Raw genomic sequence first — 23,135 nt, 5'->3', positions numbered from 1 at the left:
CGCATAAGCGAGGCTGGAAGGGGCTTCGGGTTCAGTGCGGGGCGGCGGGAGACTTAAAGCTACGCGGCCGGACACGGCGCTATCTGGCGCAGCCGGCACGGACGATTTACATTTTGCGGACAGCGAGCAACGCGATTCGGGGCTTACAGCAATCCGCCAATGAGCCTTCTTGTGCCGCCCATGGCGGCCAGCCCGCAGGCCATGCCGGCGCAGTCGGCGACCCAGTCGAGGATATCCATATCGCGCGCTATCAGTTGCGCGCCTTGAAGAAGCTCGATCGCCGCGCCGGTCATGGCGAGGAGCACGACCAGCCTCGTCTTGTGTTCCGGCCAGCCGAGGCTTCCGAGTGCCGCCAACACCGCGAACGCCGCGGCGTGGTTGAGTTTGTCGTGCTGGAAGGTGAAGCCCATGTCCAACTCCTGCAGGAATCGCGCTGGCGAAAGCGCGAGCAGGAGAACACCGGCCAAGGTGAGCAGAAAAACGATCCTTGCCATGGTCGGAAAAGAGTCTGTGCGCAACAAGATAGGGTCAATCCTTCATCTGAAACAGGATGTCTGATCCTGGAGGCACCGCCAATTGGGACCGCTCTGCGGTTATCGACGCCATAAGCCAGCATCGTGACCACAATCAGGCCGCTGGCCGATCGCGGCACGCTCTGCCTGTCTGGTTGCCATCGCCGGCGTGATCCGGTCGAACCGGCTGCCGGCCTGCATCAGCGACGAGCCACGGAGCGCTCATTACATCACCTCGGAAGCAACGGAAGCACGTCTCGTCACGGAACTTGAGGCGTCCGCCCAACATTTCGGCGTAGGCAGGAGTCGCCGGCACGTTGACCGGGATAATGTCCGCGACTGATTTTTCCCGCTCGCGCGGCTTCGACCCACTCTTCCATGGCGCCTATATAGCCGTCTAGGGCATCATAGGGTGTCTTGGCGTAGTGGCAGGTTACATAGGCTGGGGGCACGTCGCCGACGATCACCATGTCCATGACGGTACATCGGTTTGGCCGGCATGAATTTAAAGAGAAAGATATAAATGACGCCATCTATGCAGTATCCAGGATATTCGCCCTTGATGGCCGATACCCAGCTATGGGATTCCAGGTATGCGCGAGCCTCACGACGGGCGCCCTTGAACTCGAAACTGCCACAAGGATTGCCGGGCGGCAGGGCCTTGACACTGCTAAAATCGGGGCTGGCATCGTTCGAGTTTTCCTCCAGGCCGTCTGGGAAATGCGTGACCGCTCGGGTTCGAGACCTGGTTGGCGAAGGTGATCACCGCACGGGTAGCGTCCTTAACTGACGGCGCTTGCCCACAAGCGGCAACCGATCACTCTCGAAGTTCTGGTAATACCCTTTCGTCGAGGAATTTGAGACGGCTATCCAACATTTCGGCGTTGGCTGGGCTAGCCGGCACATTGACCGGGATTAGATCCGCCACCGAGTCCCCTCGTCGCGCAGCTTCGACCCACTCTTCCATGGCGCCGATATATCCATCCAGCGCCTCGTATGGAGTCTTGGCGTCTACAGCCGGCAGATATGTCGGGGGCACATCGCCGACGATTACCCATATCCATGGGTCAACTTCTGGCCTGCCCGGAACAATCTCGAAGAGAAAAATATAGATTATGCCATCGGCACCGTATCCAAGGTACTCCCCCTTGATGTCTGAAACCCAATCATAGAAATCAAGATATTTTCGGGCTTCCAGACGTGCAGCATCAAGCTCTTCATCGCCTGTGCTTTTGTCAGCCGACGGCAAGCGGGTGACGCTAGTCAAGTCGGGTTTGACGTCGCTATAATTTCTCTCGACCACTTGTGTTCCCTTTCATTTCTTGCTTGAGCCATCTTCTTCTTGCCCAGCGAGCATAGTCTCCTGCATCGCTATGGTGTTTAATATGATCTGCTCTCGCACGATGCGTGATGTTTGATACGTGATCTGCCCCCCCCGTCGGCCAGCACTTTCTCGTGAGACACATCCATATTCCGGCCCGTAGCAGGATCCTTCGGCCAAGGCTGTCCGTGCAGCAGTTCCCATTGCCTGCGCAGCGCCTTATTGGTTGTAGTGCGCTTAGTGGGCACGAGGCTGAGATCGTACATCTCAGCCTGTGTCAGGTTCCCTGCGGCGGATGAAGCTCTTGTGGAATTGACGCCATCTTGTGCCAGGTCGACAGGGTCTTCGACGGCAGCCGTGGGTATCGGTGAAGCCTCGTCTGCCTGACCTGCAGCAAATTCAGCATTTGCAGTACGGCCGGTGAGCTTTGCCACCACCTGGCTGCCAACTGCACTGAGTCCCTCGGCAAGGACATTGCCGCCCGCCCCCCAAAGCGCGCCGTTGGCAATCCCCCACGGGACGCTCCCGCCGGTGTTGTAGGCGTATGCCCCGCCATAAGTGCCACCCGCCACACCCCCGACGCCGGTTCGGGCAGCAAGACCGATCAAGCCGTTCTCCGCCGCCGCGCCAACGCTTGCCCGGCCCAGCAAACCGAACAGACCCTTCGCCAGGCCATATCCGCTCAAGCCGGCGCCGAGGGCCTCCGCCGCCCAACCGGCCGAGCCGGCCCGGTCCTCGGCGTCCGCTGTCTCGGCCTGCTCATCTTCAAGAAGGTTCTCGTAGTTTCCGCTCGACCAAACGGAGTCCAGCCCGGCGGAGATCGCGTCCGCACCGTCGGCAGCCGCGCCCTTGGCTGTTAGGCGGCCGACATCCGAGAACGCCAAGCCGAATTGCTGCAGCAGCGGCATGGTGCTGTACTGGGCTCGGGCCGGATGTTCCCCGATCCACGCCAGCCCGTTCTTGAGCACTGCAACCTGGGCTTCCAACAACTCTGGCGCGAGGTTCGGATCTTGGGCGGCCTTGGCTCGCCACTGGGCTTCCGCCGTCAAAGAAAGCTGTTGGGTTGTCGCCTTGCGAGCATCCGGATCGCGAACCGCCAGGACAATCGAACTCAACTCGGCAAGGCGCTTTTCGAACGGCACGCTTTGGTCGATGTATTTCGCCGCCTGCTGGTCAGCTGCGGCCCAGGGCAGCGGCAGTATCCTGTCAAAACCCATCTCTTGCTGGGCCGCGATGGCCCAGGTGATGGCGGCCTCATGATCCTCCGGAGTTGATACCTTGCTCCAGTCCGGAGCCTTGTTCGAGAACAGTTGGCCGACGTAACCGGCGGGATCGGCGCGCCTGGCACCCAGCACCAATTGCGCGGCGCCGGCCCTTATCTCGTATTGCTCGCGCTCTTCCCGCGAGTCGTAGGGGCCGGGTTCAAAATCCCGAATCTGGGCGTGTATCGCCCGGTTCGGGACGGGTCGCATGTCGAAAACCGCGCGGCCGATATCAGCCGTTATGTTGAAGGCTTGGAGGCGCTTGCCGCCATCTTCGGCGCCGTAGACGGCAGTGAAGTCTTCGGCATTCGGTGTCTTGCCAGAATAGCTGCCGGTATTGGCAATGGCAGCCGGGGCGTTCTGCAAGGCGAGGTCGATGTCGGTGCGCGCATCGACCAGGCTTGCGGCAGTCGCTACCTGCGCCTTCCGGCCGAGATCCTGAATCGCGTCCGGCGACAGGTCGGCCATCCAGGGTCCTGCGGCAGCCCAGGCCGTATTTCCGACAGGCCCCATGGAACCCGTGCGGATAGGTGTTTTGTCGGATGGAAGGCCACTTGCGGGCGCTTCGCGCGTCGCCAGCACGCTGGACCCACTCGCCCGAGGTCCGCCCACAGCCTCGATAGTATCGTCCTTAGTCCTGCCGTCCGTTGAGACCGGCCCTCCCCCCAGCATCCCGGCGGCGCGCTTCGGATCTTGCGCGATCATCGCCTGGACGAGCGCCTTTGCCGTGTTGCTGCGCCAGGCAGCTTCGGCCGCTTGCCTGGCGAGTGGGTTGCCCATCTTGCCGATCAGCCCGAGCCCGCTCTGCCTGATCGCCTCGAACGTGCCGCTATCGTCCGGGTCGCCCTGCGCGATGGCGATTGTGTAGCCGTCCTCGACCTTACTCCACTCGGCCTGCTCATAGTTCTGGCGCCGCGCGTGCTGCTGCGCGGCCATGCGCGCCGAGCCGGCGAGCCGCAAAGCCTGCTTTTGTGCGAGGAAATTGGCGCGTTCGCTCTCCGGCACTTTCGCCGCGGTGTCGTCGAAGATCTGGTCGAACAGGCCGGGCTTGACGACGCTATCGCTGCGCGGATCGAGCTGGCCATACATGAAGTCGTGCAGGCCGCTGCCGTCGGCCGGCGCGGTCTGCACCGCCACGGCCTCGGCGTGGGCGATGCGTGCGTTGAGCTCGCGGCCGATAATGTCGGCGTCGAACGCATCCTGCTGCTGCTTCTGCTGCCGAAAGCGTTCGGCTATCGCCGACAGCTCGTCGCCAAAGCCTTGCATGGCGGCGCCCACCGGCGAGCCGTTGGGATAGGAAACCACGTTGCCGCTATCGAAGCGGCGCTGGGCAAGGCTGGAGGGGGATGGTGGCCATCAGTAGAGGCCTCCGCCCGGCGCCGGCGGGAAGGCGCTTCTGCCGAACGTCACCGCCTTGGCCGGGTCGTAGAGGCCGGAAAGGCCCGACACGAGGTTGCCGCCGGCCTTGAAGATCGAGGCGCCCACCGCCTGCTTGCCGGAAAAGCGCGCGATCGCCGCCTGCGTGGCGAGACTGTCCTGGCGCAGCTGCGAGCCGTACTGGATCGCCTTGAGGTCGAGCTGGCCCTGCCTGGCATTGGCGGCCAGCACCTCGGTCGGCGAGCCTGATATGCCAACGCCCGAAGCGCCAGCCTGGGCACGCGCCTGCGCCTGCAGCAGGTCCTGCTTGTGGCGCTCCTGGCCCTGCTCGAAGGCCGAGCTTTGGGCGTCGGCCCGCGCCTGCTGTTCATAGGCTTTGGCCTGGTAGTCGGCCATTTGCTTGGACTGCTGGCCTTCCGCCAGCGCGCCGCCGACGGAAAGGGCCGTGCCGATAAGAGCTAGTGTGCACATGGTCAGCCTCGTTCGCCGGCGGGAATGAATTTGCTTTTGATGCCTTCGACCGGTGCGCCGATCGCAGGGCGCCGGTCGAGCACGCCGCCTGGGCTGAGGAAGGACAAAAGCAGCCTGTCGGCCTGGATCGCCGGGCGGCTGAGACGGGATGGCGCGGCGGCCCGCGCGCCGGCCATGGCGGCGCGGCGGATGGTGGTCAGGTTGACTTTGAAGTCAGCACCGCCGTCGGTGTCGAACAGGCCGTTGGCGGTGGTGATGGCGCGGTTCAAGGCATCGGCCGCGAACAGTTCCTGGCGCAGCTGTTCGATCAGCCAGTGGACCATGCGCCAGCGCTCGCCGAGAGCCTCGGCCTTTGTCCTGACCTCGTCGCCGGGCGCGGGCGTATCGGCGCGCGGTTCGGCGGGGGGTTCGTCCAAGGGGGCGTCGACGCGACGTTTTTCCGCGTCCTCGATGGCTTTCTCGACGAGCGCAATTGCAGCGTTGCAGTCGTCTAATGCGGCACGCGCCGCCGCCAGGTCGCCCTCGCCGAAGATCGCGCGATCCTCGGCCTGTTGCAGCTCCTGCTTGCGGGCGATCGCCTCGTTGAGGTCGGTGTCGAGCAAGGCGATGACGGCGGCGAAATGGGCAGCCGTCGGCGCCCTGCCGAGTTGCTCGGCATGGGGGATTTGGGTCACGGGATGAGTTCCTTTGTTGGGGAGGCGATGGAGGACGGAGCGGGTAATCTCCCCCCTCGAGGGGGATGCCGAGCTGTGGCAAAGAGGGCAGGCCAGAGGGGGTCGCCTCGCGTGGAGCGCCGGCGTTCTCGCCCGCGATGGAGGCGATAGGAGGCCGCGTCAGGACGAACCGACCCCCTCTGTCGCCTTCGGCGACATCTCCCCCTCAAGGGGGAAAGATTGGCAGTTTCAGCTAAGGCTCGGCATCGAACACCGGCGTCATCGCCCTGATCGTGCACGGCGTCGGATTGGTGTGGCGGATCTTCACCCTGCCCTGCCCTTCCCACGAATCGTCGATTGGCACCTCGACATTGCCGGTGAACAATGTCGCCATGCCGTCGGGAGCAACCACGGACGGGACGCGAACCTGCTCCCAGCGGCCGCGGATGAACGACTGGACCTGGAGCCCGGTGGTGTCGGTTTCCAGCAGCGATAGAATGACCTTGGCGACCTTCTTGCGGCGGCCGACAATCGAACCATCGCGGCCGCCGACGTCGAGCTCCAGCGTGTTGGCTTCGGACTGGTAGGCGAGCCCGACCTGCCATTTGGCGGCGGTGGCGCCACCGGGCAGCATCACCTGGCCGGAAGCAACCGTAAGCCCTTTATAGACCTTGCCGCCGGCCAGCACGTCGACCGGCTGGTCTTCGAGATGATCGAGGCCGGAGACGACGTTGACGGCGGCGCCCGAATAGGTCAGCCCGCAGTCGATCTCGAATGCGTCCTCGACCGCGCCATACTCGAATGGCACCGTCTTGATCTCGATATAGCGCCTGGTCGCGCCGCCGATCGTACGCTTGACGATCAGCCAGAGATCGTCGTTGCCGCCCTGGCCGGGCGTTACCACGGCACTCTCGACAATGGCCCAGCCCGATCCGGCAAAGCTTCCGGCGATCTGGTGGATGTGCATGCCGCGAACGTCTTGCGACGGCTGATGGGTGTAGCCGCCGAGTTCTCCATCCCCGAGCGGGAACCAGAGCAGCGGGTCCGGGTCGGTCTGGAAGGCGAGTTCGATCACGCCTTTCTTCGCAATGTGCTCTGATATCTGACCGACATCGTCGGAGGTGAAGCGGCCGGTGGCGTTTTGCGTCAGCTCGGCGATCGATTTCCGGGAGCGGGTCACATAGAGGAACGACTGCCCCGCATCGACAGGACGCAGCGGGGCACAGCCGAAAGTCCGCGACCGGCGGTTCTTGAACGAGGACGGCGTCAGCGCCTCGTCGATGCCGGAGCCCGACAGCGCCCTCACACCGCCAAGCGTTCCGATGATCAACGCACCGTCCGATTCCGCCACCCACGTAATATCATTGGCCTGACCGCCACCTGCCTGCACGAACTCCAGCGCGTCGGTGTCTTTCTCGCCGGTGGCGAAGTTGTCGAAATCGCCGGTTTGCGAGGCATAGACCGAGAATTTTCGGCTGAACGCCAGACGCTCCTCGTAAAGCGAACCGCTCTGGACGTACTTGCCGGGCACGAACGTGCCGAGACGCCAGCGGGTGATCGGGCTAAGATCGGGCAGAGCGTGCCCGTACAACTGGATCGTGACCACCGTCGTGCTGGTCCGGGCAATGACCTTGGCCCAGCGCCAGAAGCCATCCGCGCCAAGCAGCCGAATGGCGCGGCCGACATCGCTGGTCTGGAAGCCAGTACCGTCGTTGATGCCGACGATCGAGGAGGCCGAGAGATCAAATGGCGTTTGCGACGGCGCGTATTCGTGCAGGGCCAGTTCGGCGATAGCGGTTCCGTCGCTGCCGCCACCTGAAAACAGCAGCTGATAATATTCGTAGGCAACCGTGTTGTTGAAGCCGTCGAAGAAGCGGGTTTCCGACTTGGACCAGCCGGTCTCTCCGTCCCGGCTGTCGAGCGTCGTCCAGTCGGTGCCGTTGTGCGAGGCCTGGAATTGCCACTGGGTTGGCGATGCAGTGTCTGAGTGATCATTCGTCGCGGTAATCCAGTAGGCGTCGACTGCCTTGGCCCCGCCGCCGCCGAACTGGTAGCGCAGATACCCGCTCGGAAATCCCGCTATGTTCTCCCCCTTCTGCTTATCGCCGTCGAAAACCTGCCACACGTCGGATGAGCCGTTGCTGTTGCTGACCGTGCCGCTTGGCAGCGTATTCGAGGCCATAACCGGCATGGCGTTGCCGGTTGCGGCCGGTGTCAACGTCGTGGCGGTGGTGTTGATCTTGTCGTATGGGCCGTCGAGAAAGACGAAATCGGCGAGCGTCCAAGTCGTGTGGGCGGTGCGCGTCAGCACTTTGACCGGATGAGCCTTGTGGGTGATCCACATCTGGTCTGCCGACTGGACGAATTGCAGGTCGAAGAGATCGGCCTCGAGATAAGGCGAAACGACTTCGACCGTGCCGACACGGGCGCCATAGGCATAGACGCGGATGTAGAGATCGCCGAATTCGAGCGCATAGGCCTGGTCGGCCGAGAAGATGAACGGATCAGCCGTGTCGCCTTTGACGGAGCCTTCACCTCCGCGCAAAAATAGGTGCCGCCGCGCTTCCTGATGCCGCCATGCGGCAGCGTGACGAAATTGGTGCATTTCGACAGCGCCGCCCGGTAAAGATCGAGCGAGGCGCGAGCATGCAAGCGGGGAGAAATCTCGCCGCGGATGAAAGCGTCCTGGACCGGATAGAGCGTGGTCATCGGCCGACGAACCTGTTGTCGCCGCGCTGGAAAGCCCAGGACATCGTGGAAAATCTGCCGCCGCGCTGGATGGCATTGGCCGAATAGGCTGCATCCAGCGCCCTGTCATAGGCGTTGCGGGCGACCTCGATCATGCCGGCCTTGTGGGTCAAGGGATGCGCGATCTTGACGGCGAGCGCTGCAACCAGCACTTCGCTGAACAGCGCGTCCCAGTCGTTGGGGTCCGTAAGATTGGCGACATAGCGGATGACGCGCGGCCCGGCCTGATCGGAATAGATCAGCCCGGCCTCCTGCCGCCACGAGAGCTGCACGCCGTCCGGGTCGCCATTGAGGGTCAGCGGCAACGGCCGCAGGCAGTCGGCGGGAAGCTCGTAGGCGACGTTCAGCGTGCCAGCGCTGCTGCCGGTATCGAACCCTGCGACCGAGGCCGTCAGGATGGCGAAGACGAAGGCATGCTTGGTCAGTTCGGCTTCCCGCGTCAGGTCGAAGTGCAGATTGAGCAGGCGCGCCGCCTTGCCGTCCTGGTCGAGGCTGTCGATCGGCGCCTCATCGAGTACCGCTAGCGCCATGTTGGCGATGTCGAGCGGGGTGATGGCCATGGCGTCAGGCCTCCGTCAGCATGGTGGATCGGGCAGAACAAGGCATGGTGCCTCCATGGCAAAAAGCCGCTTCGAAGCGGCTGGGGATTTTTTGTGATTTGTGGCTTGGGCGGAACGTCGCACGTCTCGTGCGTGGCGCCGTCACGATGCCAACCCGTCAGGAAACGGTGGCACGCGCTGCGTGATCCGTCTTTTATACCTTCGAGCAAAGGAGACGGTGATGCTTTGGCTATTGCAGTTTCACGACACCGCCGCGCAACGCGGCGATGTCTTGCCTGGATTCCGGCAATGTCAGCCGATGCCTGCGCCGGTCGAGATCCTCTGCCCTGTTTCGGCTGACTTGACAAAGGCGCTTAATTTCATCCTTCCGGCACCTCCCGCCAAAGCCAAGCCCCTGTCCAGGGCATCCTGAAGACTTGGCGTGTAGTAGGCGGTGTCTTCCAGACCGCTGAAGAAGTTTATGCGATGAACTTCCCCCTTCTTGCTCATGACAATGCCCGCTTTTCGGAGCACTTCCTGAACTGTTTTGTACTTCATGTTCATGATTACCTCCCCTGCCAAGACAAGGCAGCATCGCCCTTTCTTGTAACTGTTTGGTGCCGTCGATTGACCGAAGGGCAACACGAATAATGTGGTGGACCCCAAAATTCGTATCACTCAGGTGCAGCGCAGCGGATGAACTTGGGATTCGCCACATTCGCCGACCTGCCGTCCAGAAGAGGCGGGACGTCTGATGCCCGCCCCTTCCGGCCCGATCAGGCCTCGGTCGTCTTCAGGGCGATGAACGTCATGTGCTTGACGCTCGACGCCGTGCGGTCCCAGTTCGCCGCCAGCGCCAGCTCGGCATCGGTGGCGAATTCGCCGGCCGAAGCCGCATCGAGGAAGCGGGTGCCCGGCACATGCGGCACGAAATGCCGGCGGCCGACCATTTCGGTGACGCCACCGCCATGGCCCTGCCGCGGCTTGCGGTCGAACTCGAGCGGCCCGCCTTCGGTGTTGACCGGCAGCTCGTTCCACAGGATCGCCTTGTCCTTGAACATGAACGAGGTGTAGACGCCCGCGGCAACCGGAATGTCGTCGTCGACGACGGCCCTGAGCCCCATGTAATAGGGGATCAGCGGCCCGCCCTGCTCGGACGACGGCACATAGTCGATGAGGTCGGCGAGTTTCAGCGCCTTCATCTGCTTGGAGTGCATCCAGATCGTCTTGAACTTGTCGGCACGGTCGCCCATCAGATAGGCGGCTTCGATGATATCGGTGTCGACGATGGAGGCACCGGTGACGCGCACCAGGTCGCCGCCGTCATTGGCGATGTTGTCGGCCAGCACCCCTTTCAGGATGCCGAGCAGGGTCAGCTTGTTGGCGCGCTGCCAGTAGTCGGTCTGGCGGCGCACGATCAGCTTCTGCGGGTCGTCGCCGGCCAGGATCGAGGTCAGGTCGGGAATGCCCCACGCCTGGGCGCGGACATTGCGGGCAGCGACTTCGCGGCGCGCGCCGATCTTCTTCATCTCGATCGAGTCCGCGGGATCGTCATTGACCGGCTCTGACGGATCATTGCCGAGGTCCTTCCAGCCGGGCATGTCGACGGAACGCCCGCCCATGGAAAGCTTCGAGGCGATGGCCGGGTCGGAAAACAGGATCCCGGCCTGGTAGATGTCGAGCGACTGGACGTGCTCCTCGAACGAATATTGCGCATAGACGGACGGAACGATCGCGTCCGCGATACGGGTATAGGCGTCTGCCATTTTTGTCTTCCTTTGGGGTTGGTGTGCTGCGGCTAACGAGGATTATTGGGCATCCACAGATCGGGGTTTTCGCCGGCCTCGCGTGCCAGCCGCCGGGCGCGGGCGGGGTCGCTTTTGACGAGGGCTGAGATATCAGTCAGGTTGCGCTCGCCGGCGGCATTGCGCTTGAAGGGATTGCCTCCACTCAAGGTCGCGCCGCCGTCGATCGTATCTTCGCGGAACATCGCCTCGCCGATGGCGTGGAACGCCTTGGCGATCTGCGGGTCGGTCAAGGCGCCATCCGGCAGAAGGATACCCTTCGCCTTGTAGGCATTGACCAGGCCGAGCTTCTTCATCGCCCGGTTCGCGACCTCGAGCTTCTGGCGAAAGCCAGCGCTGTCGGTCGGTCCCCAATCGCGCACGAGATCGTCGTGGGTGGTCTCGACCGAGCGGGCAAGGGCGATTTGCTGCGCCTTGGCCTGCTCGGCCATATAGCCGACGAAGCGGTCGTGATAGGCCTGCGCGACCTTCGGCGTGGCGCCGGCTTCGACCGCCCAGGCCTTGGAGGCATTGGCGAGCTCGTCCGAATACGCGAAGTCTTCGGGGAGCCCGTCGGGGCGCCGGTACTCGACCTTGTCGGGCGATGTGAGCGGACGCATCGCCTCGGGCAAGCGGGCATGGAACCTGTCCCAGTCTTCCCGAGATGCATCCGCGGCGGGAACGCGCAGGCTCTCACCCTGCTGCCGCTCCAGCTCCGCATAAGAGGTGAAAACCCGATCGAGGCTTTCAGGCTTGGTCCAGCCCTTGGTTTCAGCGAGCTTGCGGTTGCCTTCGGAAAGACCGTCAAACCAACTTTTGGCCGTAGGCGGGGCGGACCCATTGTCCCCGTTGGCCGGTGGCCGTGCAAGGTTGCCCGCCGGTGGCGCCGCCACCACGGACCCGGCTGCCAGATCTGTCATGAGAAGATTCCTTTGCTTGGGTTTCAATAAGGTGCCGGCCGGTTCAGCCTGCTTGAAGCTTGCCAGTCCGGAGCCGCCGCGCGAAAAGGGCGTATGACCGGAAAGAACGAGGCCGCAGATTTCACCTTCGATGGCTCGAACATGTTCGAGCCGCTCCTGCTGGCCGATCCGTCATTCCGTAGGGAATGGGACAAATTCCAGGATGAGTGGCGCAATGAGGCGGAAGAACCGCTGTATCTTGCCTTGTCTGAGCTGGCACTCCACCTGATCCACAATCTCGAGCTTGGAGAGACAGATCGCTTCGGCGACATTTTCGATGTCGTCGAGCGCTGGATCGTCGAAGGCAACCGCTACGTCCGGGAAGCCGCTATCGTCGGGCTGCTCGAGGATCTGCAGAACGCGAACCTGCATCGCAGCACGCAGCCCGATCACGTCAAGCCATGGCTGCGGCCACAGTCCGCAATTTGGTGGACGAAACTGAACGCATTCTGGTCCGACGGAACGCCGTCGGTCTAAGCCAATCGGCAATACCGGGCTCAGGCATTATCCCCCCAGTTCTCCCACAGCAGCGTGATGGTGCCGGCAACGGCAATCGTGCCGTCGGCGTCGATATCCGTGCCGGTCGCAAACGCCAGGTTGAGATAGAGGTCGACCGGCGTTACCGTGCCGTCGAGCGTCAAAGCTGCGGCAATATCTGCGGCCGATCCGCTCGACAGCGCAGCACCCGCGCCATCCAGCGTGCGGCCGGTCGCGGCCAGCACGTTCACCATGGTACCGGCGAGCGCAGCACTCGACGCCGCCGTCGAGCCGAGCGACCAGGTCAGCGCGGCATTGTCGTTGATGGTCAAAGCGCGGGGCGTCAACACGGCGAACTGCAACCTTGCCGTGCCGCCCTTGATCCGCACCTTGCCGTCGAGGAAATCGAACAGCTTCTGGCTGGCATAGGCCAGCGCATCTGCTACTGGCACCGGCATGGCATTGAACGAAAAGACCGTGCGGTAGGCGCCGCCCTGCCCGATTGTCCTCGCGGAAAGCCCGACCTTGGGCGGGGCAAGGCCGGCTTCTCTGGCGGCGGCACGTGAAAGCGTCCGGGGAAGACCTCGGGTCATCTGGTTTCTCCATTCTTGGAATTTTTCGGGGATTGAAAAAGGCAGCGGCTGGACCGCCGCACCCAAAAACTGAGGCAAAATCCTCATGGACATTTGGGGCAGCTATGTGTATCTATACACAACATGAAGAGCGCCGATGTCATTCACAGGCTGTTGGCGGATGGCTGGTACGAAGTGGCTCGAAAAGGAAGTCATGCCCAGTTCAAGCACAAGGCCAAGCCGGGCCGGGTAACAGTACCGCATCCCAAGCGCGACATCCCGATCGGCACTCTGAAGAGCATTGAAAAACAATCCGGCGTGAAGCTGAGGTAGAGAAATGCGCAACTACATCGGACTGATCCACAAGCAAGCGGACAGCGACTTCGGCGTCTCCTTTCCCGATTTTCCGGGCCTGGTGACAGCCGGCGTCAGCCTGGATGATGCCCGCGCCATGGCCGAGGAAGCACTGGCCTTTCATGTCGAGGGGCTGGTCGAGGATGGCGAGGCCATTCCAGAGCCGTCGTCCCTGGAGGAAGTAATGTCGGACAAGGACAATCTGAGCGGTGTCGCCATCCTGGTTCCCTTGAAAGCCGAAGCGGCGAAGGTCGTGCGTGTCAATGTCACCATTCCGGAAGATGTCCTCGATCAGATCGATCGATATGCGGAGCGCCACGGCTACAGCCGATCCGGATTTCTGGCCGCCGCGGCGAAAAAGGTGATGCAGATCGAGGCAGCGTAGCGCCCTCGAAGGTCGACTTGAGATGAAGCTCTGTGGTCTTGTTCGGTTACATTTCTTTCCGGAACGGAGCTGTCAGACAAAAACAACCATGTCTCATTTCGTGACAAAGGGTGCCTATGTTCCGCCGCAAATGCGACCGCATTTGGCGAAATCAGCCAGCGTATTAGTTCATAGGCTTCAAGGGAGTACCAGATGATGACCATGTACAAAGCCATTGCCGCCATGCTTGTGACTGCCGCATTGGCAGGCTGCGCGCAGACCGAAGCACAACAGAGAACCAGCACGGGCGCGCTGCTCGGTGCGGGCGCCGGCGCTCTCGCCGGCCAGGCGATCGGCGGCAACACCAAGAGCACGGTCATCGGCGCGGGCGCCGGCGCCCTTCTGGGTGCCGTGGTTGGCAACGCCACCACCCCGCAGCCGCGCGGCGAACAGCTTTGCCGCTATCAGGATCGCAACAGCGGCCGCATCTACACCGCGCCCTGCGACGACCGCTACTACAACGGCGACTATTGATTGGTCCCCTTCTCCCCGTTCTATGGGGAGAAAGCTCTGAAATGCCGGCACCGCCCCTCACCTGCCTGCCGGCATCCTCTCCCCGTAAAACGCGGAGAGGGGCGCAGCGTCAGCCTCGCGCATCCGTTTCCCTGACGATTTGGTCCTTCCGCTGATTAAACGTCGGCGCTATCGTCGGCTATCCAAAGGGGGCGACGATGCGATTTTTGATGACCTCACTGCTGGCTGTTTGTTCGGTTGCCGCACACGCCAGACAGGCTGTCAGTGTTGAGCGGATTGGCGATTGCCTGGTCTTGCCGACGGCCGCTGTCGACAATCACGTCAAAGCCACTTTCGAGGTGACACTGGACAAGGCCGGCAAGGTCGAGTCGGTCACCGTTGTATCCTATGATCCACGTTCAGAGGCGGCGGCGGAAGCGGCCCAGCAACTTACGAAATCGATCCAGAGGTGTTGGCCGCCAGGCGTCAAAACCAGCCCGTTGCGACTCACCTTAGATTTGAGCAAGACTTAGCCACAGGGTCCTTCACCACCCTACCTCCCCTCCAGCCTCGCCGCCTTCTCCAGTGCCGCCAGTTGCGCTTCGTCCAGCGTCAGGAACCCCATGATGTGCTGCACCACCTTGGCGCGGGCGTTGCTCAGCGCGCTGTGCAGCTCGAAGCCGTTCGGAGTTTTCGTCTTGGCCAGCCACTCGCCATAGGATGGCCGGCGATAATAGCCGGTCGCGGCCGTCAGGTCGGCCAGCACCATTTCGCCGTCCTGGCCTGAGAACACTCTGAGATAGGCTTGGCCAGCGCATCCCGCGCCTTGGCCGGGCCGCCGGCCTGGCTGGAATGGGCGAAGCGTTTGCCGCTCATGCGCGCTGCCCGCCCGAAGCATCTTGCACACCCTGCGGCATCAGCCCGCCGAGCCCATCGAGCAGGCCGCTGTCGCGCGCCTGCACTGCGGCGGGCACGGCATCCCTGGCGACCTTGCCGGCGGTGGCGACCGCCGCCATGCCGGCCTGCGCCTGCTGCGCCTTGGCTCTGGCATCGCGAATGCCCGCCACCTCGTCCTGTCGGCGGAAGATGCGCTGTGGGCTGCGGCCGGCGCTCTGCACGATCTTCAGCGCCTCGTCGCCGTCGATATTGTCCATCACGCCGGGATCGAACTGCGCCATCTGCATGGCGGTGGTGACAACCTGGATAGTGTCGCGCGCCTCGGCCGAACGGCGCAGCACGTCGAGCGGGCCGGTGAAGGTCGGCCGCAGCGCCTTGCCGGCAAGGCTCGCCGGCGGCAGGAAGCGGCTGTCTTCCTCGTACAATCCCTTGTCTTCCAGAATACCCAGCTCGCGGTCGAGATTGCTGGCAAAGCCGGCCTGGATGATCGAGCCGGACGGCCCGAGCAGCGCGCCCTTTTCCTCCTGCCGGATCAAGGCTTCGGTCGCCGTCATCTGCGGATTCTGCACCAGCGTCTGGAACAGATTGACGAACATCATGTCGCGGATCTCCTCGGCCCGGCTGTCGGCATAATTGAACGCATAGGTCGGGTTCTGGCCGGTGGCGATCGGCGCGATCAGCGGCCGGCCGGCATCGTCGATGAGGCCGGGATAGTTCTCGCCGGGATTGAGCACCGGCACGTAATCGAGCCGTGCTTTGGACGCGGTCGCCGGATCAGTGATCTGCTGAAGGGCGCGCAGCCCGGAGCGCCGCACGGCGTTCTCCTCGCGAACCGTGGTCAGCGCCTCGATGGTCGGCGAGATGCCGTAGGGATCGCCCTCGTAGCGGCGCCAGTTGAAGCACGACACCGGGAAGGAGCGGAAGCCGCTTTCCCTGACGATCACCTCCTCGTCCTCGATGACGCGATAGGAAGCGAACGCCGTATCGAGATACTGGTAGGAGCCGCTCAAGCTGTACATCCGCGCCGGCAGTCTGTCATAGCCGAGCAGCTGCGCTGCCTGTCTTGCAGTGCGCTCGTAGCGGCGGTGAAAAATGTCGACCTGGCCCCAGCGGTTGCGGCTGAGATAGCCTTCCACCACTGGGATCGAGGCATAGCGGATCAGCGTGCCGCCAAAACCCTCCTCGGCATAGAGATAGGCCGGGCCGTAGCGCACGACATTGCGCAGGCAGGCCTGCGTTGCCGGCACGAAATTCGAATTGGCGGAATAGCGCAGCGAAAACAGGAAATCGCGCAGCGCTTCCGCCCATTCCTTTTCCTCGTCGGTCTCCTCGTCGTTGATTGCCGCGGTCGACAGCCCATGCCATTTCTCCGACTGCGGGATGATCAGGCTTTCCAGCCCGGCGGCCAGCCGGTTGGCGGCCGAGTTGATGGTGTTGGCGTAGACGCGGGCACCGCGCCGCTCCTGCCGCTCGGCCTGCGAGTCCGCGCCGGCCTGGCGGCGGCCGCTCCACATGTCGGGCGCATCGGGGTCGCAGAATTCGGACACCGCCTCCCAGACATGCTCGTACTGGCTGCGCTCGCTCTCCAGTTCTGCCTGTCGCGCCAGGATATCGCGGGCACGGGAATCGCTCATGGTCAGCCTCGCTTGATGAACTCAGTTGGAAAAAAGAAATGGCGGGGACGCCGAAGCTGCCAATCTCCCCCAAGTGGGGGAGATGTCCGGCAGGACAGAGGGGGTCGTCTCGCGTGGATCGGCCCTGTCGCCTTCGGCGACATCTCCCCCCTCAGTGGGGGAGATTGGAAGCGCCTTATTCCGCCGGCGTCGTCTCCAGCGCGGCTTTGCGCCCAAAGCGCTGCACCACGAAACGGCCCATCTTCTGGCCGGGAACTTCGATCAGCATGTAGGTGATCCAGGACAGCAGGCAGACCACCGGCAAGACGACGACAACAACGACCGCAAAGCGCAGCGGCGCCGACAAATCGTGGCCGAACTGGGTGATGACCAGGGCCGCGACCGGCTGGAGAACCAGCAGATGGATCAAATAGATGCTGAAGGAAAGCTCACCCATCAAATGAAAGAACCTGTTGGCGAGCGTCATGGCGATGTTTCTGGCCACGATGCCCGCCATCCCCGGCAGCATCCGGTAGAGAACCAGGGCAAAGAAACCCAGTACGAGCGCCTCCCGCATCAAAAGCTTGCCCAGCCCATAGCCGCCGCCAAAGGGCAGCGCTGCCAGCAGCATGGCCAATGCCAGATGCACGAAGGGCCGCTTTTGCCTTTGGTGGACGACGCCCGCCAGCAGCATCCCGCACAAAAAAATCTGCATCTTCAGCGGCAGGAACGACGGCATCGGAAAATGCACCGACAATTGCCCCATCAAGAACACGATCGCGCTGGCGGTCGCGGCGACCACGATGGCCGCCCATATCCAGTCAAGCCTGCGAACCAGCAGCATGATGGCCGGGAACAGTGCGTAGAACTGCATCTCCAGCCCGAGGCTCCAGTCCGGCAGCGGTGTGCGATAGGCGAAATTCGGCACCAGGCCGAACAGGAACAGCAGATGGGCGCCGATATTCTTCAGGCCGCTGTCGAGATAGCGCTCGGGCGCCTGCGGCGACCTCAGCAGGAACTCGTCGATGACCATTCTCGACCCGTAGAGATAGGGGCCAAGCGCCAACGCAACGAAAAGCATGACGTAGAACAGCGGCGCGATTCTGAAATAGCGGCGGGTCCAGAATTTCAGCCAGGTTTCCGGTCTTTGCCAGGGCTCCTTGTCCTGGCGCAGTTGGTAGTGGAACACCATCAGGAAGCCGGACAGCATGATGAAGAGATCGACGCCAAGATCCGGCTCGCCGATGATGGGAACATGCCAGCCGGTCAAAAGCAGGCAGTGCCCGATCAGCACCCAGATCGCGGCAAGCGCCCGAAGCCCGTCCAGGCACTCGATGCGCGATGACCGGGCTTCTGTCATGCCGGACTCCTCGATGGCCATGTTGCAATGCAGCATGGCGGCTAAGGGAGGAATGTCAACCGTGCCGAAAGAACACGAATTGCTCTCGGTTGTTACCGGAAACGCCGAAGCTGCCGATCTCCCCCTCGTGGGGGAGATGGCCGGCAGGCCAGAGGGGGGCGCTGTCCCGCCGACTTGCCGATCAAACGCAACAACGAGGCTCGGTTCGCTGCCGGCAGGGCACAATCAAAGGCTGGCGTTCCTTCGCGCCCCCTCTGCCCTGCCGGGCATCTCCTCCACGGGGAGATTGGCGGCGTCACCCGCTTCGCTTCTTCAACAACCGCGCGTGCCGGCGCCAATACCACCAGGCCAGCACCCGGTTGCGGAACACTCTTCTCATCGCACCCATGTCAAACCCCCAGCAGCACGCGGCGCTGGCCGGTCAGATCGCGGGGCGACAAATCGGTCTTCACGGTTCCTGCAGTGCCATCATTGGCCGCAAGCTGGGCGCGCAAGGCTGCCTCGCGCGCCTGCACGTCCTTGTCGGCAATGGTCGGTGTCTTTGGCAACGGCTTCAGCGCCGGCGGTTTTTGAAAAAGGCACATGGTTTTCTCCGAAGTGAGAGATTCTTGTCCAGTCGTAGAGCAGAAAATCCTCGCCGTTCCGGCCGTAACCGGGCAGGCGGCAGCGTTGCGTCGCGCCCAGCCGGGCAAGCCAGCGCAGCGCCAATTCGTTGGTGGCCAGCGCCCGCGCCTCGACCCGCCAGGCGCCGCGGGCGGCGACTTCGGGTCCGAGCACGGCGTGAAAGAATTCCGTGATCCCAGGCACGCAGCGCGTCATGCGGCGCGTGCCCCAGCTCCAGGCGATCCATAAGCCGCCGCGCTGTTCGGCGGCGCCGAAGCCGGCCTCCGGATTGCCGTTTAGCTCGGCGACGTAGGCAAAACCCTGCAGCGCCGTCAGCGCCAGCAGCGCCGGCGACCAGTCGTCGAACTGGCAGTCGATCTCGGCCCGGTCCTCGGGCCGGAGGTTGGCAGCGATGTAGGAGAGATCGCGCAAGGTGGCGGGAATGATGCGGAGGGTCATGCTCGGCGAACCTTACCGTCCACTGCGGCGCTAGAAGGCGGCGGTCGACCTTGCATGCGGTCCAGCATTTCAATCAGCCCGGACTCGACCGAGCCGGCGAACTGGGTGCCAAGCCTCTATTTGTAAGCCACCGCTGCACTGGCAGGTCCGGCCAGCGGAATAATCTCGCAGCGGCTAAACCCCGCTTCTTTGCACCACTCGGTGAACTGGGCGCCGGTGAAGTCGAACGCCTCGCCAAATTCGATCAGCATGTTCAGCGACATCATGAGCCCGAAACCGTTCTGCCTGCGCTCATCGTCGATGATGTTCTCAATGGCGACCAGCGCGCCGCCGGCCGGCAACGCACGGTAGGCCTTGGCGATCAGCATCTTCTTGTTCTCTAGGTTCCAGTCGTGAAGAATCATTCCCATCGTTATGATATCCGCGGTGGGAAATTCGTCCGCGAAGAAGTCGATCGTCTCGGCGACGACCCGGCCGCCGAGATTGCGCTCCCTTAGGCGCCGTTCGGCGATCGGCTGCACATCGGCGAGATCGCACGTCCGGCATTGCATGTGCGGATGCCGCGCCGCGACGATGGCCGAAAGCTGCCCGGTTGCACCGCCAATATCGGCCAGCATCTTGTATTTGGAAAAGTCGAATTTCTCGGCGAACGCCATGAAATTGCCCATCGAAATGCCGCTCATCGCGTCCATGAACTGCTCCAGGCGCGCCGGGTCCGCATAGAGCTCGCCGAACATCGACTTGCCTGTCTCCTTGATCTCGTTCTGAGGCTTTCCGGTTTGCAATGCCAATGTGAGATCGCCCCAGAACCGATACAGGCGTGCGTTCGCCATCTCAAGGATTCCACCGATGTATTGGGGGCTCCGCTTGACCAGGAACAGCGCGGTCGATGGCGTATTGCCGTATTTGCCGGTTTCACCGGCGCCGTCCCTCTGCAGCAATCCGAGCGCGACGAGGGTGTCGAGAAAATCATACGTTGCGCGCGGATGCAGCCCCATCGCGCCTTGCAGTTCGAGGCCCGTTTTGGGCCCGTCCGCAAGCAGCGAGAAGAGTCCCAGTTCCACGGCGCTCAACAATGTCTTGGCTGGCCAGAACCCAAAGCCAATTTGCAGTATGTGGTCTGGAGAAATTCCGTTTTGCATCTGATCCTCCCCTATCGGCGAACGCCCCCGTGAGGCCACGCCGATGCGTCCCTTGAGCGGGATCATTCGATGCTACACCACGTCCACGGACGTTCACTACAGTTTTCCAATCGGAGCCGGAGCGCATTGCCTCCCTCCCCGATTTTCCTCACCGAAACGCCCCCAGCGGATCGGCCTGCCCGGCCTTGCGCCGCGCGGCCTTGAACACCGCCGGGTCGACCTGCGCCTCCCTCAGCATCATCACGCCGTAGCGGGTGGCCGCCATCAGATCGTCGCGCAATTTCACCACCTGGCCATCCCTGCGGTGATAGAGCCGGAACTCCTCGAACCAGGGCAAAAGCGTCGAAAACACCTTGAAGCGGCCGCTCTGCATGCGGTCCAGCATCTCCATCAGCCCAGCCTCGACAGAGACGGAACCGTCGGCGAACTGCGCATGGCTGGCGAGCATGTTGAGCCCATGTGCTGAATACTGCCTGGCAAGTGCGGTGCCCGCCCCTTCCAGCGTCTCGCGACGACCGTCGCGCGGCCAGGCAAAGGGCAGCCATTCGCCCCACGGCTTCAGCGTCAGCGCCTGCATGGCGGGAGTCTGCTGCGAGGCGCGGCAGGCCTTCGTGACATAGACGACGTCGGCCTCGGTATCCCAGGCAAGCTCGACCGCGGCCGAGGGATGGTCCCAGCCGAAATCGAGCGCGCCGAGCCGCGGCCAATAGCGCGGCAGCCGGAACGGCTCGCAGGCGATCAGCTCCTCGGCCACCGGAAAGATGCGGCCGGAGCCGAGCACCGGAATGCCCTTGGCCCGCGCCTCGCGCTCATGCGCCGGATAGGCGGCAATGATCTCGGCCCGCTGCTCCGGCGTATAGTGCTCGGCTTCGTCGATGGTCATGAAGGTGACGTGACGGGTCATGCTCGATGCCTCGATGAGGCGCCAACCTGGAACAACGCCGAACACTAGCAGTGTTCACCGCAAGCCCCCGAAGGGCTGCTCAGGTGGCACGGGACACAGGAGAGAGCCGGCTAGTGGCCCTGAAGTATCTTAATCAACTTACTTTTATCGGCAGTTTGCGATACTCCATTTTTGTAATCCGCGTACGTCATGCGCCCGCTCACCACCGCATCGGTCCAGCGTTTGCAGTACACTTCTGGCAATGCTTCAACGCTCGTGTTTATTATCCTTGCCCATTGTTTGCGGTAACCTAGTGGCTTTGCTCCTAGTCCTACCGCACACTGAGTCATAAAAATCTCTTTTGAAGGCGGGACTTCCTTGTATTCCAGTGTTGATTGTATTGAACTGGCCTTCAGTCGCTACGCATCCTGAAAGCATTACTGAGCCGATCACGACTAGCGACCTATAGTGATTTCCCACTGCCCACCCCTCCGTTGCGGCTATCATCCTCCGTCCAAGTGACTACAATTTTGCTGCAAAGAGAAGCGCTTCCACATTTATTCCGTGCCACACAGTCACCTGGGATAATGATTGCGCCGGGCTGGCTTATTCAGCCGATTGCTTCCCCTTTACCTTGAACTCGACTCGTTCGGGGGTCAGGAACAACAGCACCACGTCCGACATGCCGAGCAGCGGCGTGAAGGTGACGATGGTGATGCCGCCGGTGGCGTTGGTGCGGGTCAGCCCTTCGGAATAGATGTCGAGCGGCGGCTCCTCGTCGAACCAGACGCCATGCAGCGTTTCGCCCTGCCATTTTTCGCGACCCTTCTCATAGCTCTTGAACGACAGCACCGATTCGTCGGCCTGGACATCGCCGCCGCCGCCCCAGCGCACCACGACGCTGTCGAGCGCGCCCGGCGCCCGCCCCGCCATCGTGCTGACGAGGGCGTCGGCCGGGATCATCCCGGTACCCCAGGCCGCCTGCTGCTGCGGCGGGCCGATCAGGATGCGCTGCGGGTTATCGCGCGTGCTTTCGCCGGTGACGCCGGCCGCCCAAAACCGCACGGCGGTTTCGAAAACCTTGCCTTGCCACCAATCTGGATAGCGGCCGGTGAGGTGCATCGCCCATTCGGCGCCGCCGGCCCTGGTCTTGCCGAGCTGGTTGCCGGCCATGAACAGGCGCTCGCGATTGGTCGCGCCGGCGGCGTGGAACTCGGCCTGTCGGGGATAGGGCCGATAGGCGGCAAGCTGGTTAGTGCGGCGCCTCCGGTCCAGCTCCGCCAGCAGGCCGAGATATTCCGTCCTTGCCGCCCGGCTTTGTGAGGCCCGGCCTTTCGAGGCCCGGCTCTGTGAGAAACGGCCGGAGGACGGCTTCGAGGCCGCGGATGCGCTGCCTGATTTCGTCATCGCTCAATGCATCCAGATTGTTGATGTTGACACTAAGATCCTTGGGCAGCACCGACAGCACGAGCTTCAGATACTGGTCGGGCTTTTCGGCGCGCACCTCGGCGATGACGCCGGCGCCGTGGGCGCGAAAATCGGTGCGGATCGCTTCGAGAAACCCATCGGCCAGCGTCTTCTTCGCCCGCCTGGTCTGCTTGCCGGGTGCTTGATCGTGCGGCTGCGGATCGCCGGTGGAAGGAGCCTTGGCCATGCCCCTACCCCGCCGTCGCGGCGGATATTGCCGGCTTCGCTGCCTTGTTGCCTGGCCGCACGACGCGCTTGCGCGGCTTCGCCTTCTTGCCGGCGCGTGCCGATTTCGGCTTCCGCGGCTGGCTTGCCGGTTTCGCATCAGTGGTCGTGCCGGGCTTCACCGCACTGGCGTCGGGCAAGGCATTCAGCCTTGCCCTGAGAATTTCCACCGCCTTGCCGTCGAACCCGACTGCTCCCAAGGGAAAGCCGAAGCCGCCGACCGCATCGCCGGGGCCGCCGCGGACCATGCCGATCCGCACGCCGGCGGCAACCTGCTCGAAGCGGCCATGACGGGCATAGGGTGCGGCGCCGGCGAACTCGCCAATGGCGCTGACGACCTCGCGGCCGTCATCGTCGGTGATGATGGTGGCATAACGGCTGGACATGGGGCGTTCTCTGAAGTGGGCGCGCGCAGGCGCGTTGCTAAAACTATGGGTAGTGAGACTTGCAGTCCCGACGATCGCCAGAGCCGCGTTCCTTCGCGCCCCCTCTGTCCCGCCGACTTCACAGCCGGCAGCACTCGCAACGTTTGGTCGAAAAGAAGCCTGAAAATAAAAAACCCGCCTCGGCGGGCGGGTCG

The 23,135-nt window shown here is 63.0% G+C and carries 26 protein-coding genes; 5 read left to right on the top strand and 21 right to left on the bottom strand.

The features are described from left to right. Nucleotides 1–143 precede the first annotated feature (143 nt). From NKJ94_RS08030 to NKJ94_RS07985, 10 genes are all read right to left on the bottom strand, one after another. Nucleotides 144–494, bottom strand: a complete 351-nt coding sequence (locus NKJ94_RS08030) for a hypothetical protein (RefSeq protein ID WP_352524138.1) — start codon at nucleotides 492–494, stop codon at nucleotides 144–146. Between the two features lie 835 nt (nucleotides 495–1,329). After that, on the bottom strand, nucleotides 1,330–1,815 hold the full coding sequence (locus NKJ94_RS08025) for a hypothetical protein (RefSeq protein ID WP_352524136.1): 486 nt from the start codon (nucleotides 1,813–1,815) through the stop codon (nucleotides 1,330–1,332). Nucleotides 1,816–1,892: 77 nt separating this feature from the next. Continuing rightward, nucleotides 1,893–4,373, bottom strand: coding sequence for a hypothetical protein (locus NKJ94_RS08020; RefSeq protein ID WP_352524135.1), 2,481 nt, complete (start codon nucleotides 4,371–4,373; stop codon nucleotides 1,893–1,895). A gap of 78 nt (nucleotides 4,374–4,451) precedes the next feature. Next, nucleotides 4,452–4,943: a hypothetical protein gene (locus NKJ94_RS08015; protein WP_352524134.1), complete on the bottom strand. Its 492-nt coding sequence runs from the start codon at nucleotides 4,941–4,943 to the stop codon at nucleotides 4,452–4,454. A gap of 2 nt (nucleotides 4,944–4,945) precedes the next feature. Next, entirely contained in the window at nucleotides 4,946–5,617 is a 672-nt protein-coding gene (locus NKJ94_RS08010; RefSeq protein ID WP_352524133.1) for a hypothetical protein, read from the bottom strand. Between the two features lie 232 nt (nucleotides 5,618–5,849). Further along, nucleotides 5,850–8,201 (bottom strand): phage tail protein, encoded by a 2,352-nt coding sequence (locus NKJ94_RS08005; protein WP_352524132.1) that lies wholly within the window; start codon nucleotides 8,199–8,201, stop codon nucleotides 5,850–5,852. 100 nt (nucleotides 8,202–8,301) lie between these two features. Next, entirely contained in the window at nucleotides 8,302–8,904 is a 603-nt protein-coding gene (locus tag NKJ94_RS08000) for a phage connector family protein (RefSeq protein ID WP_352524131.1), read from the bottom strand. Nucleotides 8,905–9,195: 291 nt separating this feature from the next. Next, the gene (locus tag NKJ94_RS07995; protein ID WP_352524130.1) at nucleotides 9,196–9,447 is read right to left on the bottom strand and encodes a hypothetical protein; all 252 of its coding nucleotides are present in this window, start codon (nucleotides 9,445–9,447) and stop codon (nucleotides 9,196–9,198) included. A 212-nt stretch (nucleotides 9,448–9,659) separates the two neighbouring features. Then, the gene (locus NKJ94_RS07990) at nucleotides 9,660–10,649 is read right to left on the bottom strand and encodes a Coat protein (protein ID WP_352524128.1); all 990 of its coding nucleotides are present in this window, start codon (nucleotides 10,647–10,649) and stop codon (nucleotides 9,660–9,662) included. Between the two features lie 32 nt (nucleotides 10,650–10,681). Then, nucleotides 10,682–11,587, bottom strand: a complete 906-nt coding sequence (locus NKJ94_RS07985) for a hypothetical protein (protein ID WP_352524127.1) — start codon at nucleotides 11,585–11,587, stop codon at nucleotides 10,682–10,684. 93 nt (nucleotides 11,588–11,680) lie between these two features. Here NKJ94_RS07985 and NKJ94_RS07980 point away from each other — a divergent pair, with 93 nt between their 5' ends. Further along, nucleotides 11,681–12,103, top strand: coding sequence for a DUF7674 family protein (locus NKJ94_RS07980; protein ID WP_352524125.1), 423 nt, complete (start codon nucleotides 11,681–11,683; stop codon nucleotides 12,101–12,103). Between the two features lie 20 nt (nucleotides 12,104–12,123). On the opposite strand, the gene NKJ94_RS07975 is transcribed toward NKJ94_RS07980, so the two are convergent. Continuing rightward, on the bottom strand, nucleotides 12,124–12,696 hold the full coding sequence (locus NKJ94_RS07975; RefSeq protein WP_352524123.1) for a hypothetical protein: 573 nt from the start codon (nucleotides 12,694–12,696) through the stop codon (nucleotides 12,124–12,126). A gap of 123 nt (nucleotides 12,697–12,819) precedes the next feature. Here NKJ94_RS07975 and NKJ94_RS07970 point away from each other — a divergent pair, with 123 nt between their 5' ends. The 4 genes from NKJ94_RS07970 (at nucleotide 12,820) to NKJ94_RS07955 (ending at nucleotide 14,439) form a co-directional block, all read left to right on the top strand. Further along, entirely contained in the window at nucleotides 12,820–13,008 is a 189-nt protein-coding gene (locus NKJ94_RS07970; RefSeq protein WP_352524121.1) for a type II toxin-antitoxin system HicA family toxin, read from the top strand. 4 nt (nucleotides 13,009–13,012) lie between these two features. Continuing rightward, on the top strand, nucleotides 13,013–13,414 hold the full coding sequence (locus NKJ94_RS07965) for a type II toxin-antitoxin system HicB family antitoxin (RefSeq protein WP_352524120.1): 402 nt from the start codon (nucleotides 13,013–13,015) through the stop codon (nucleotides 13,412–13,414). 195 nt (nucleotides 13,415–13,609) lie between these two features. Next, the gene (locus NKJ94_RS07960; RefSeq protein ID WP_352524211.1) at nucleotides 13,610–13,927 is read left to right on the top strand and encodes a YMGG-like glycine zipper-containing protein; all 318 of its coding nucleotides are present in this window, start codon (nucleotides 13,610–13,612) and stop codon (nucleotides 13,925–13,927) included. 209 nt (nucleotides 13,928–14,136) lie between these two features. Next, complete coding sequence (locus NKJ94_RS07955) at nucleotides 14,137–14,439, top strand: hypothetical protein (RefSeq protein ID WP_352524118.1); 303 nt, start codon at nucleotides 14,137–14,139, stop codon at nucleotides 14,437–14,439. A gap of 20 nt (nucleotides 14,440–14,459) precedes the next feature. On the opposite strand, the gene NKJ94_RS07950 is transcribed toward NKJ94_RS07955, so the two are convergent. From NKJ94_RS07950 to NKJ94_RS07905, 10 genes are all read right to left on the bottom strand, one after another. Beyond that, a complete protein-coding gene (locus NKJ94_RS07950) occupies nucleotides 14,460–14,675 on the bottom strand; it encodes a Bbp19 family protein (RefSeq protein ID WP_352524116.1) in 216 nt (71 codons plus the stop codon). Next, complete coding sequence (locus tag NKJ94_RS07945) at nucleotides 14,657–14,782, bottom strand: hypothetical protein (protein WP_352524114.1); 126 nt, start codon at nucleotides 14,780–14,782, stop codon at nucleotides 14,657–14,659. Before NKJ94_RS07945 ends, NKJ94_RS07950 begins: the two co-directional genes overlap by 19 nt. After that, nucleotides 14,779–16,437, bottom strand: a complete 1,659-nt coding sequence (locus NKJ94_RS07940; RefSeq protein WP_352524112.1) for a portal protein — start codon at nucleotides 16,435–16,437, stop codon at nucleotides 14,779–14,781. The genes NKJ94_RS07945 and NKJ94_RS07940 overlap by 4 nt, the downstream gene beginning before the upstream one ends. 175 nt (nucleotides 16,438–16,612) lie before the next feature. Further along, the gene (locus tag NKJ94_RS07935; protein WP_352524111.1) at nucleotides 16,613–17,776 is read right to left on the bottom strand and encodes an acyltransferase family protein; all 1,164 of its coding nucleotides are present in this window, start codon (nucleotides 17,774–17,776) and stop codon (nucleotides 16,613–16,615) included. A gap of 468 nt (nucleotides 17,777–18,244) precedes the next feature. Then, nucleotides 18,245–18,838 carry a hypothetical protein gene (locus NKJ94_RS07930; protein WP_352524110.1) on the bottom strand — a complete coding sequence of 198 codons (594 nt, stop codon included), beginning with the start codon at nucleotides 18,836–18,838 and terminating at the stop codon, nucleotides 18,245–18,247. A 116-nt stretch (nucleotides 18,839–18,954) separates the two neighbouring features. Then, nucleotides 18,955–20,046 (bottom strand): methyltransferase, encoded by a 1,092-nt coding sequence (locus NKJ94_RS07925; protein ID WP_352524109.1) that lies wholly within the window; start codon nucleotides 20,044–20,046, stop codon nucleotides 18,955–18,957. Between the two features lie 82 nt (nucleotides 20,047–20,128). Next, on the bottom strand, nucleotides 20,129–20,884 hold the full coding sequence (locus NKJ94_RS07920; protein WP_502896018.1) for a phage terminase large subunit family protein: 756 nt from the start codon (nucleotides 20,882–20,884) through the stop codon (nucleotides 20,129–20,131). Between the two features lie 585 nt (nucleotides 20,885–21,469). Then, the gene (locus NKJ94_RS07915; protein ID WP_502904179.1) at nucleotides 21,470–22,036 is read right to left on the bottom strand and encodes a terminase large subunit domain-containing protein; all 567 of its coding nucleotides are present in this window, start codon (nucleotides 22,034–22,036) and stop codon (nucleotides 21,470–21,472) included. Nucleotides 22,037–22,115: 79 nt separating this feature from the next. Then, nucleotides 22,116–22,517 carry a hypothetical protein gene (locus tag NKJ94_RS07910; protein ID WP_352524107.1) on the bottom strand — a complete coding sequence of 134 codons (402 nt, stop codon included), beginning with the start codon at nucleotides 22,515–22,517 and terminating at the stop codon, nucleotides 22,116–22,118. 4 nt (nucleotides 22,518–22,521) lie between these two features. Beyond that, nucleotides 22,522–22,941, bottom strand: a complete 420-nt coding sequence (locus NKJ94_RS07905; RefSeq protein WP_352524106.1) for a hypothetical protein — start codon at nucleotides 22,939–22,941, stop codon at nucleotides 22,522–22,524. Between the last annotated feature and the right edge of the window lie 194 nt (nucleotides 22,942–23,135).

It is taken from the genome of Mesorhizobium sp. M0060 (assembly GCF_040323155.1).
Classification (GTDB): Bacteria; Pseudomonadota; Alphaproteobacteria; order Rhizobiales; family Rhizobiaceae; genus Mesorhizobium.
This window is presented reverse-complemented; position numbering and strand designations above follow the sequence as displayed.